The following is an 11,042-nucleotide window of genomic DNA, read 5'->3' as shown; positions in this document are numbered from 1 at the left end:
GGTCGGCCGCATCGGCGGGGCCGGTGGGGCGGCGGCGTTCGCTGTCGCCATCAACAGCACGACCGGCGTCGTCAGCGTGGCGCAGTATGCCTCGATCCATCATCCGACCCCGGGAGCCAGCCACGACGAGTCGGTGAACATCACCGACAGCGCCTTGCTGGCGGTGGTGACGGTCACCGACGGTGACGGCGACACAGCGACCAGTTCGACCGGTATCGGCGATGCCGTGCAGTTCCAGGATGACGGCCCCACGATCACTGTGCCGTTCGACGGTGACCCCGGTACCCCAGCCGTCGAGGATGAGACCCTGCACAACGTGCTGAACGCAACTGCTACCGGAGCCTTCGGGTACGACATCGGCAAAGACAGTCACAACGCTGCATTCTACACGGGCGGTGGTTCCGACTTTGTCGACATCAACACAGGCCTCGCCGGTGTCCAGATCAGCTTGACCGGCACGGTCGATAACCCGGGCACCCCCGGCATTACCCAAGCCGTGGCGACACTGACGTCGGAGGACGCCGCCAGTGCAACGTTCACCTTCTCGTTCCACTATGACAAGGACCCGATCACGGCTGGCGTGCAGGATGCCACGGCGGGCGGCACCCTGACCTTCGACAAGGCCGCCGATACCTACAGCATCACCCTGGCGGACCCGATCGACGGGTTCAGCTTCAACGTGCTGCACACCTCCGAACTGTTGCGGAAGGCACCTCCCGGTAACACCGGACACCCGGAACTCGTGGTGACGGAACTTGACCTCAACAACGGCACCACCGACACCAACGGGTTCTATGTGCAGTTCACAGCGAACACGAACCCTGCCGGCTCTCCTTTCGGCTTCAACGGCTCGGGTGACGGCGCACCGGACGGACCGCCTCTCGACACTGCCTATAACAACGGCCAGTTCGTCACCAGCAGCTTCGAGGACTGGGTGTCGGCAACCCAATCCACGAACGGTGTCGCGGGTGACACGATCCAGAAGAACGAACTGCTGACGCTGCGGTTCTTCAACGAGAACATTCTCGGGGACGTGAACCCCGGTGCCCCCGGTGGTGGTACTGAGAAAACCACCCCGACAGACTCTGTGTCCGGCGTCGCCATCAAGTTCGACGGTATCGGGAACTCCGAGGATCTTATCGTGGTCCTCGACCTGATCGATGACAAAGGCACAGCATCCACCGCCGACGACGTCAAAACCACGAGGTCGATCTTTGTCGAGAACCAAGACTTCTTCAAGCTTTCGACCGGTGGTGTGCCGTCCCCGTACAACACCGAGTTCACGCTCGACAACAACGACGCCCTCCTCATTATCGAGAGCAACGACTACAACCTCGCCGCCGGTGAGAACTTCAAAATTCAGGGGATGCAGATCATGCAATCCGGCAACGGGCTGACAGGATCCGCGATTAACCTGAACGGGATCATCGACAACCCCAACACCATCCCGGTCGAAGGCGCAAGCAGTGGTACGCAAGCTTGGGAGGCGCAGGACAACGATGTCCTCAAGATCGTGGACATCGGCTTCGTGCAGACGACCTCCGGGACGTTGAATGCCAACCTCGACTTCGCGTTCCAGATCGCGGACGCGGACGCCGATACGACGGCGACGCAGCACATACCCGTTGACGTCGTCGCCTGATCACTGAGCGACGGGAGGCAGCTAAAGTTGCCTCCCGCCATCTGCGCACGAAGCAGCACCCCGCAGAGATATAAATGATGAAAGCCAACCAACAGCCCCCTGCCCTGCAAGTGGTGATGAAAGAGGCCAGACGTGCCATCCGGCCGCTTATCTGGTTCAGCGCTGGCATCAACGTGCTGATGCTGACCGGGGCGCTTTACATGCTCCAGGTCTATCACCGGGTGTTGTCCAGCCACAGCCTGGAGACGCTGGTGATGCTGTCGTTGATGGCGGCAGGGGCACTCGTCGCAATGGCGGGGCTGGAAGTGGTGCGCGGGCGCCTTCTGGCTAAAGTCGGATCGTGGATGAACGCGCGGTTGGCACCAGTTCTGCTGACCGCATCGGTGGAATATGCCGCCTCGGCGCCCGGGCATGCCAATGCCCGACCGCTGCGCGACCTCGATCAAGTGCGGAATTTCTTCACGAGCCCGAGCATCTTCCCTATCCTTGACGCGCCTTGGGCGCCTCTGTTTTTCGCCGCCATATTCCTCATGCACCCTTGGCTGGGTTGGTTGGCGCTGGTCGGCGGGGTCGTACTCTTCGCCTTGGCGGTGCTCAACGAATACCTCACGCGCAAGCCTTTGACCGAGGCCGCAACCGCACAGTCGCGGGCATACACGCAGGCTGAAGCTGCGATCCGAAACGCCGAGGTCGTCCAGGCGATGGGCATGCTAAAGCCACTGCTGGAGGGCTGGAAGGCGCAGCAGGACGAGGCGAACAAAGGACAAGTCCTTGCCGCCAACCGTGGCGGCGTCATCGCGGCCATGGCGCGTTGTCACCGGCTCGCCCTGCAAATGGCCATACTGGGCCTTGGTGCCTATCTGGTGGTTCGCAACGAAGCCTCGGCCGGCATCATGATCTCCGCCTCGATTCTCATGGGTCGCGCCTTGTCCCCAGTTGAACAAGCGATCGCCACATGGAAGGCCACGGTCGGAGCGCGTGCCGCTTACCGGCGTCTCACCGCGGTCGCCGGACAGCACCCGGAGGCCACAGCGGTTCTGCCATTACCACGACCGAAGGGGCGGTTTGAGGCCGACGACCTCGTGCTTGCCCGACAGGGTGGCGAGCCGATTCTGAAAGGGATCAACTTCCGGCTCAGTCCGGGTGAAGCAATGGCGCTGATCGGCCCGAGCGCGGCCGGTAAGACGAGCCTGGCGCGAATACTGGCCGGTGCCTGGCGTCCATCCGGGGGGCGTGCGTTGCTGGACGGCATGGACGTTGCCCAATGGGCGGCGGAGGACCGTGGTCATCATGTCGGTTACCTGCCGCAGGACATCGAGCTCTTCGCCGGTACCGTCGCCGAAAACATCTGCCGCTTCGCGCAGCTCAACCCGCCGGTCTTCAACAACGTGGTCAAGGCCGCTCAGTTGGCGGGAGTTCACGAACTGATCAAGGGGCTGCCTAAGGGTTACGCCACCGAGATCGGCGAATCCGGCGCGGTGCTGTCAGGCGGGCAGCGCCAACGCATCGGCCTGGCGCGGGCACTCTACGGCGACCCGCCACTCCTTATACTGGACGAGCCCAATTCCAACCTCGACCGCGATGGCGAGGACGCATTGATCGCAGCCCTCAGCGCGGTCAAGGTGGCGGGCACGACCATCGTCCTGATCGCGCACCGACCGAATATCCTGGAGAAGGTCGACAAGGTGCTGGTCCTCAACCACGGCCAGCAAGACCTCTTCGGCCCGCGCGACTATGTCTTCAACGAACTCGCCAACCGCGCCCGCAAGGTGACCCAGATGCCGATGGGAGCCTCGCTGCCAACCCTCGAAGTGGTCAAGGAAGTCAAAGAAGCATGAGCCGTTCCCCGGACTTGAACGTCGTGCCGTTGCCCGTGCCGCCACCGTCCCTGCTGGAACCGCTACCCCTGCGTCTGACGGGCGTGACGTGCACCGGGTTCGCGATCATGTTCCTGTTCTTCGGCGTCGCCGGCGGTTGGGCGGCGCTGGCGCCTTTGGACAGCGCCGCTGTAGCACCGGGCGTTATCAAGGTCGCCGGCGACCGCAAGCTGATCCAGCACCTCGAGGGCGGCATCATCGCGGACCTGAACGCCGCCAACGGTGATATCGTCAAGGCGGGCAAGGTCCTTATCCGGCTCGACGACACACAGGCAAAGACGCAGCTTGACCTGATCCAGAACCGGATAGCAACGCGCGACGCGCTAGCCGCGCGTCTCAGGGCCGAGCGGGACGGCAAGCCGGAGATCGAGTTCGATCCGGCGTTGCTCGCAGACCCCGCTACCGCCGCAAGGGACGCGGTGGCCGCACAGCGTGACGTGTTCGCGGCGAAGCAGCACAATTTGAAGGATGAGGGGGAAATCCTCAGCCAGCGCCATAACCAGATACAGGAAGAGATAAACGGACTGAAGGAGCTCATCGTCACCGAGGACAAGCAGATCGAGGCGATCGGGGGTGAAAGCAAAGACCTCGAGGGGCTGCTCAAGAAGGGGCTGACCACGCGCGAGCGGAACCTGTTGCTCAAACGACAACAGAGGGAGATCGAGGGGGAGCGCGCGACCAACACCGCGGCAATCGCTCGTGCCAGAAGCGCCATAGCCGAGATCGACATGCAGATCTTGAACCTCGGCACAGTGCGGCTGAACGAGGCCGTCGAGGAGTTGAGCAAGGTCGAGGCGGAATTGTTTGACCTCAGGCAACAGGAGCGTTCCGCCAAGGACGTGCTGACCCGTACCAATGTCGTCGCACCGGTTGACGGCATCGTCATGGACCTGAAGGTCCACACGACGGGCGGTGTCGTGAAACCCGGCGAGACATTGATGACAGTCGTCCCGCTCGGACAACAACTCGTGGTCGAGGCTATGGTCAAACCTGAAGATGTCGAGACGATCGCCCCCGGACAGCCCGCGCGCGTCAGCTTCCCGGCCTTCGCCCGCTACAACCTGCCGCCGCTCGACGGCGTCGTGGAGATCGTGTCGGCTGACCGCATGGTGGAGGAGCGCAGCGGGGCACCGTATTTCGCCGCAACCGTGTTGATCGACAAGAGTGAACTCGCCAAGCTGGAAGGCCGCAAGCTGCTGCCCGGCATGTCGAGCGAGGCGATGATCCGGACCGGTGCTCGCACCGTGCTTTCTTACCTCGCCGAGCCGATCACGCAGAACTTCCGCCGCGCGATGCGGGAAAAATAGCCATAGGCTGCACGAAAGCCGTCAGCTGTTGAGATGCTTCAATTCAAACCTGGCGTCATCCTGGGTGTCTGACACGCCCTGTTCGGCGAACTGAAACATGTCCGCGAACTCCATCTCTTTCTCAAACATCACGCCGCCGACCTTGATGGTCAGGGCATCCTCGGTTCCCTTTGGTGCGAAATAGACTTGCGCGACACGCGTGCGGATACGCTCGCCGATTTCCTTGGCTTCTGCTTCGGTCGCGCCTGAGAGGAAGACCCCGAACATGGAAGTCCCTATGCGTCCAACCAGATCATCCGCGCGTACTGATGATTGTATGGTTATGGCTATGAGCCGCAAAGCCTCGTCGCCCCATTCAAGGCCAAAGCGCAGATTGATGGACCGTAGATGTTCCGAATGAATGACCAGGAAGGCGCCCGAGCGTGGTCCCGGCGCCGATGGCCTTGTTGCTCTTCTTTCGACCATCGACGTGAAGACCGGCCCGTTCAGACAGCCTGTCAACCTGTCATAGGTTCCGGACCTGTTGAGTTCCTGACGGCAGCTGCGGATTTGGATCTGCTGCCAGCCGATTAGTACGAAAAGCGGCAGTCCAATGACCACGGGCAACAGCACGGCTGTCATCATACTGCGCCCGAACGGCGTGAACGCGTCGCTGAACAAGAGCAGATAGTTGAAGCCCAGGGAAAGGCCGAGGCTCCCGGCTGTTCCTAGAAAGGTCAGCCATGCGGCGCTTCTCCATGCCTGCGCGGAGGCGGTCGCTGTGGTTTGTGCCATTGGCTAATCTCCTGTCAGATCAGCCAGCATAGAGCCGGCGTACAGCATTTTCAGTTTCCGAGAAGCATACAATTTGAACTATGAGACCCGATACTGTTCAAGCAACCGGCTTGCCGCGGAAATTTGCGCCGTAAAGGTTAATCAATGGAATGCCGACGGCCGCTGAACAATCAACGGCGGCCTCGGCGAACGCTGCTCCGGTTCTTTGAGTCTCGCAGCCTATTGTGGCGGACCGAAAATGCCCATCCCCGCGCCCTGGGCAGTCACTTGCGCTTTGCCATAGATGCCACTCGGCAACGCCGTGGCCCAGCCGTTGGACACAAGCCAGGCGCCGACGTCCTGCTTGCCCAGCCTGCATGGGGCGGCGATGGCAAAACGCTCGACGTCCGGCGGCACGAAGCATTTCAGCGCGCGTCCCCTAATCCAGGAATTGAAGGCGGCACGTGCGCGCTCGCCGCAAGGCCAGGTGACATCGTGAAACGAACAGGTTCTGTCGAGGTCGATGCCCTGCACCCCGCTGATGATTACTGTCCGGCCCATGGATTCGAAGATCGCGGACGTTGCGGCAGCCGGGCGAAAGAGCAGCACCTCCCGCCAATCGTCCGGCATCGGTGTCTTCGGGGGCACAGCCAGACCAAGGTCCGTCAGCGGCGGACGGGGCCCGACCCGTTCAAGATTTACAGGATCAAGCTGTGGTGGAGCGATGAGGTCTTGAGCAATCTTGCGCGTGGGTTCTCGTCGGTATGCTTCGACGATGGACGCAGCCACTCGGGTCGGCTGCGTCCCGCTATTTTGCGAAGGGGCAAGGATGGGCCGATCGACCGAAAGCAAAGCCCCGGCCTGAATGATCAGCAGAACCCCGGCCAGAAGCAAAAGGCCTCCCAGCGCGATCGCCAAGCGGCTGCGGCCCAGCCTAACCATCAGCCAGCCCCCATCGGCCAGTCTGCCCATCAGATTGACCGGGTTCCCGAGGGCGATCAGAAACCAGACGTTGATTTCGCAACCAGTTTGAGCGCGCCCTTTTGAATCTGGTAAAACGGCATCGATCGTTCACTGGATCCGTCAGCCCGAAACCGAAACAGACCTGTCGACCCACGAAACCCGTTTGGATTTTCGAGAACCTGCTTGCTGAAGCCATCGGGCCCGACCGCACTGGCAACCCCTGCCGTCAGCGCAACCATATCATAAGCATAGGCCACATTGACGTCGGCCGGGTAGTTGTATGTCGCCCTGAAGCGGTCGGCGATCGGTCCGGTTTCGCGTTGATCGAGCGTGGCGATATATGCCCCCTCAAACAGCGGATCCATGGGGTGCTCCAGCCACCGATTGGTTCCGACGACGGAAATTGCCTTTCCCGGAATGCCCTTTGATCTGAGGGCGGCAAGGATAGGCGATGGGCTGCCATCGCCACTGGCGACGATCACGGCGTCGGGAGTGTCCACGAGCGAGCCCATTTCGTCGACGGCCTTCGCGCCACCGTCGCTGGCCGAATACGGGACAGTGACCGCGAGCGTCGCACCATAGATGCTGAGGCCGTTCGCGACCCGCTTCTCCACGGCGCTGGCGTTTGAGCCTTCCGCGACAAGCAACACGAACTTCTTGCCGCCTTTGGCAGCGAGCCCCGCGGCGCCCGCCGCGGCACTGTCGGCTTCGCTGAGGCGCACGGCATAAACCCCGGCACCTCCTGCGAAATTGTCGGCAAGCGCCAGCACCGGTGGACGCTTCGACCCCGACAGCGTGGCAATATGCTGGGCTGCCGGCAGTTCGGTTGGGCCGATGACCACTTTCGACCCCGTCGTTATCGCACTTATCGCCAATTTGCCGGCCTGTGCGCTGTCGCCTTTCGTGTCCTCTACCGTCAGCGTAAGCAATCCATTGCCAACATCCGTCATCGCCAGCTTGGCGGCATCGAGCATCTTCCTGCCGTTTTCCCCCGCCGTTCCGGGAGCCGACAATGGCAGCAACATCGTGATTTTGGTCGACCCGGTGCCTAGCGACTGGGTCGCCTGGGCAGGACCAGCACCCGCGCCGCCGGTCTGCCCGCCAGGCGCGGCAATCGCCGCCGGATCGAGCACTTCGGAAACACCGCCTTTCGACTGGCAGCCTGACAATGTCGTGGTGAGCGCAAACGCGATTGCCCATGTCCGCAGACATCGGCCCTGTCGGCCAGCTTCCATGATTGCTCCACCCAATGTGCCGCCGAGTATGCTTCCCGGTCTGGTCTTCAACGCATGTTACGGCGCACTTGCCGCGCCGTCTGTAGTTTCTTTAGCCTTCGAAAAGCCTGGCTCTAAGCGCCTTGATCTGTCTTGCTTGGCCGGCAGTCCGATAGTCGGCACATTTCATGTATCGTGGCCCGGGCACGAACACGCGGCGCACGCAAACGCCCTTTCCTTGGGCTGGAGCCCCACCCTCTCCTCCCGACGAAAATGCGGAGAAGCCCAATGTCGCCACGGGCAGCGGCGCGGTCACTTCAATCCCTTGCCTTGCCAGGATCGCTCGCGCACGCTGGCAGTAGCGGACCGAAAGCGCCGAGAACCGGCTTTCATTGTGCCCGGCGCGATATTTCATGACGGTCGTGCACAGGTCGCCCGCGGCCAGCTTGTTGGCCTGGGCAAGATATTTGACCCCGAGCGCGATGTTGGTCGCCGGCGCGCTCAGCCCGTCGAGGGAGCCTCGAAAGCCAAGCATTCGCGCCGTCGCCGGCATCACCTGCATCAGGCCGACTTCGCCGTCGGCGCCCTGCACGTCAGGATCGAACCCGCTTTCGATCTCCATCACGGCATGCGCCAGCACCGGCTCGAGGCCATAGATCAATGCCTGGCAACTCGCAAACGCCTTGAAGGTCTGCCGGGTCCACTGCGTAGCCGCGTCGCAGTGCGTCGGCCGCGTCAACTCGGACGGCTGCCGTTGTTGCACGGAAGGTCGCTCCAGCCAGTTGGCGCGGGCCGGCGTGACAGTCTGGCCAAAGCCGGCCAACGCAATCGCTGCGGCGATTGCCGTCAAAAAGGATCCGTCGGCTATCATGATGGCCAACAGGCGTCGGTTCGCTTATCCGGTCAGTGCATGTACTCGACCATGCGATCGTGAAAACACTCGCATTTGTTGAGGGTATCTTCGTCGCGATAGTTCGTCTTCAGGTAGCCATAGGCCATGCCGCAAGCGACCTTCGCTTCCGATGCCCAGACGAAGACCGGCCGGGACGAGTTGATCCACTCCGAGCTGTTGGCGGCGGCAACCGACTCGTCCATCAGCTTGACCACCTGCTCCTTGAGGTCGACGATGTTGTCGGTCAGCACCAGGTTGGACGTCCCGGCGACTCGACAATAGTCGACCGAAGGACCTTCGATGATGTCGGCGGCATAGCCCGTCGACCCGACTGCCAGCAACAGCGTCGCAGCGGAAACCAGCAGTCTTACAGAACGATTCATGGATGAGCTCCCCTCGATATTAGCAATGTATAACATAGTCGCGTGACCGAGCGCCATGCCGTTAAATCGTGGCCGTGTGCTGTACATGCGCCGTGTCGTCGTAGAGCACAGTGATCGTGCCGGCGGGCGTGTTCTGCAACACGGCAACGTCCACGAAATTGGCGCCGCCGGTTGTGCCATTGGCATCGACGCTGAGCGTGTGTGTTCCCGCATCGTATTTTACGAAGTCGGCCACCCCAGCAGGGGCCGTCTCGAACAGGGCCGTCAGGTCGATCTTGTCGCCCTGACCACCATTGTAGTCGGTGATAAGATCCTTGATGTCGAGATGATCGAGCCTGAACGTGTCGGCGCCGGTGCCACCGGTCATCGTATCCGCTCCTGCGCCGCCGACGAGGAAGTCGTTGCCGGCCCCACCATTGAGCGTATCGGTGCCGACGCCGCCGACGAGCGTGTCGTTACCGCCGCCCCCGTTCAACGTGTCGGCTCCGGCTCCTCCATACAGCACGTTCGCAAAACCGTCGCCCGTTATCGTGTCGCCGAAAGCAGACCCGATAATGTCAGGCATGGCCACCGTCGACGTGTAGATATGAGACGCGCCCGCGGCGTCTGCAGAGTGATCCTGAAATGCAGTCCCACTCAGCGTCACGCCGATCTCACTTGTCGCCTTGTCGCCGTCTGCATCCACGATCTCGATCGGTAGGTGAAAGTTGACGGGATCGGTGGTCTGAACGGCCGCGCCGAATCCGGTAATGGCGAAGTCGTTGCCGCTGTCGACGGACGGAGATGCATTCAACAGCTCCAGGCTATTGTAGCCGTCGGCCGTGAACGTCGCGATGGAAACATTCGCATCGAGCACACCCGTTATTTGGGCGGCATAGTGACCGCCTCCCAAATCGACGAAGTGAACCGTATAGCTTCTGTCCGTCAACCCTCCCGGGTTGCCTAGCGTATATGGTGTTGCCGTGGTGCCGATGTCGGCATACGCGACCACCTGCGTTTCCCCGTCATAGGTGATTGCAATTGACGAGACCGAATCGAGGTGGCCGTCGCCGACTGTCGTGTTACCGTCGGTGCCGGTAGTAGCGTTGTCGTCGCGAGCGGTAATTTGAAGGACGGTGTTGCTGGTTCCATCGCCAAACGTGAAGCTGGCGCCATTGGCCAGATAGTGATTGTCAAAGATGTGATTGCCGGGGGCGGCCCCAGTCAAGTCTTGGACAAAGTCGACCCTTATGCCTTCGCCCGCGCCGATATTTTGTCCGCCAGCACCACCGCCGACGCCAAAGGAATTCGCGTTCCCATTGATCGTCGTACCGGTGCCGAAGGGCGTGAAAAGCACGTCACGCGAGTTATCGTTGACAGGATTGCTGTCCTGATTCGTTGGCACCAAGCCGGCCCAGGACTTGTTGCTGCCGTAGAAGGCATACGTTCCGTCAGTGAATGTCACGTTGGTCGGGCTGTCGACCGTTCCGTTCATGTCCACGGAATAAGTCGGATTGGCAGTCTGGGGGTCGAGCGTGACCGCGAACACCGTCGCGCCGTTGGCAATACCATACAAGGTATGGCCGTCCGCCGACACGTCGTAGATGATGTGCGCGCCGCCTGACATCAGACCGCTGTCCGCGTTGTCAAGAGACGCCGCGAACTTCACCGTGCCGGCGCCGTCCGCCCCGTAGTTGCTTGACAGCGTGTGGTCTTCGTCCAGGGCGAATGTGACCGGGTTCCCTGCTCCATTCCACAGCACGGCATAGTCCGGCGTAACCGCCGACGGGCCGTCATCCAGGAAGGTCAGGTTGCTGCCAATGTTCAGCGTCGCCGACTGATGATCGCCATCCTTGTCGGTGATCGTCGCCGTCAGCGTCACCAGATTGTCGGCGTTCAGGCTGACCGGCTCGTTCGGGTCCGTCGTCGGATGGACCACCGCCCGCTGCTGGTCGAGCGTCACATTGCCCGACGCATCGGTGCTGACCGTGAACACGATCACGCCGCCGACGCCCGCACGGCCGACCACCTG

Annotated in this window: 9 protein-coding genes; 3 read left to right on the top strand and 6 right to left on the bottom strand. The window is 61.8% G+C overall.

Features of this window, described 5'->3' with window-relative positions; genetic code table 11:
* The 3 genes from AC1DYW_RS32915 to AC1DYW_RS32905 form a co-directional block, all read left to right on the top strand.
* A partial coding sequence (locus tag AC1DYW_RS32915) for a DUF5801 repeats-in-toxin domain-containing protein (RefSeq protein ID WP_477228962.1) occupies positions 1-1,642 on the top strand: 1,642 nt, incomplete at its 5' end.
* Positions 1,643-1,719: 77 nt separating this feature from the next.
* Positions 1,720-3,480 (top strand): type I secretion system permease/ATPase, encoded by a 1,761-nt coding sequence (locus tag AC1DYW_RS32910; RefSeq protein WP_477228963.1) that lies wholly within the window; start codon positions 1,720-1,722, stop codon positions 3,478-3,480.
* Entirely contained in the window at positions 3,477-4,826 is a 1,350-nt protein-coding gene (locus tag AC1DYW_RS32905; RefSeq protein WP_457154647.1) for an HlyD family type I secretion periplasmic adaptor subunit, read from the top strand. The genes AC1DYW_RS32910 and AC1DYW_RS32905 overlap by 4 nt, the downstream gene beginning before the upstream one ends.
* A gap of 21 nt (positions 4,827-4,847) precedes the next feature.
* Here the strand turns inward: AC1DYW_RS32905 and AC1DYW_RS32900 are convergent, their stop codons facing one another.
* The 6 genes from AC1DYW_RS32900 to AC1DYW_RS32875 form a co-directional block, all read right to left on the bottom strand.
* The gene (locus AC1DYW_RS32900) at positions 4,848-5,600 is read right to left on the bottom strand and encodes a GGDEF domain-containing protein (RefSeq protein WP_477228961.1); all 753 of its coding nucleotides are present in this window, start codon (positions 5,598-5,600) and stop codon (positions 4,848-4,850) included.
* 219 nt (positions 5,601-5,819) lie between these two features.
* Positions 5,820-6,551 carry a thermonuclease family protein gene (locus AC1DYW_RS32895; protein WP_477228960.1) on the bottom strand — a complete coding sequence of 244 codons (732 nt, stop codon included), beginning with the start codon at positions 6,549-6,551 and terminating at the stop codon, positions 5,820-5,822.
* Positions 6,552-6,577: 26 nt separating this feature from the next.
* Positions 6,578-7,777 carry a type 1 periplasmic-binding domain-containing protein gene (locus AC1DYW_RS32890; RefSeq protein WP_477228959.1) on the bottom strand — a complete coding sequence of 400 codons (1,200 nt, stop codon included), beginning with the start codon at positions 7,775-7,777 and terminating at the stop codon, positions 6,578-6,580.
* A 91-nt stretch (positions 7,778-7,868) separates the two neighbouring features.
* A complete protein-coding gene (locus AC1DYW_RS32885) occupies positions 7,869-8,606 on the bottom strand; it encodes a lytic transglycosylase domain-containing protein (RefSeq protein WP_477228958.1) in 738 nt (245 codons plus the stop codon).
* A 53-nt stretch (positions 8,607-8,659) separates the two neighbouring features.
* Positions 8,660-9,031, bottom strand: a complete 372-nt coding sequence (locus tag AC1DYW_RS32880; RefSeq protein ID WP_477228957.1) for a hypothetical protein — start codon at positions 9,029-9,031, stop codon at positions 8,660-8,662.
* Between the two features lie 61 nt (positions 9,032-9,092).
* Positions 9,093-11,042 (bottom strand): DUF5801 repeats-in-toxin domain-containing protein (locus AC1DYW_RS32875; RefSeq protein ID WP_477228956.1); only part of this gene is annotated, 1,950 nt, incomplete at its 5' end.

Source organism: Mesorhizobium sp. P2_D5, from assembly GCF_056404355.1.
Note: the sequence above shows the minus strand (reverse complement) of the source record. Positions and strands in the feature narration are given on the sequence as shown.

Excerpts from the sequence above, each read along its gene's own strand:
- AC1DYW_RS32905 (WP_457154647.1), top strand. The coding sequence starts at position 3,477 with ATGAGCCGTTCCCCGGACTTGAACGTCGTGCCGTTGCCCGTGCCGCCA.
- AC1DYW_RS32895 (WP_477228960.1), bottom strand. The coding sequence starts at position 6,551 with ATGGGCAGACTGGCCGATGGGGGCTGGCTGATGGTTAGGCTGGGCCGC.
- AC1DYW_RS32900 (WP_477228961.1), bottom strand. The coding sequence starts at position 5,600 with ATGGCACAAACCACAGCGACCGCCTCCGCGCAGGCATGGAGAAGCGCC.
- AC1DYW_RS32890 (WP_477228959.1), bottom strand. The coding sequence starts at position 7,777 with ATGGAAGCTGGCCGACAGGGCCGATGTCTGCGGACATGGGCAATCGCG.
- AC1DYW_RS32880 (WP_477228957.1), bottom strand. The coding sequence starts at position 9,031 with ATGAATCGTTCTGTAAGACTGCTGGTTTCCGCTGCGACGCTGTTGCTG.
- AC1DYW_RS32910 (WP_477228963.1), top strand. The coding sequence starts at position 1,720 with ATGAAAGCCAACCAACAGCCCCCTGCCCTGCAAGTGGTGATGAAAGAG.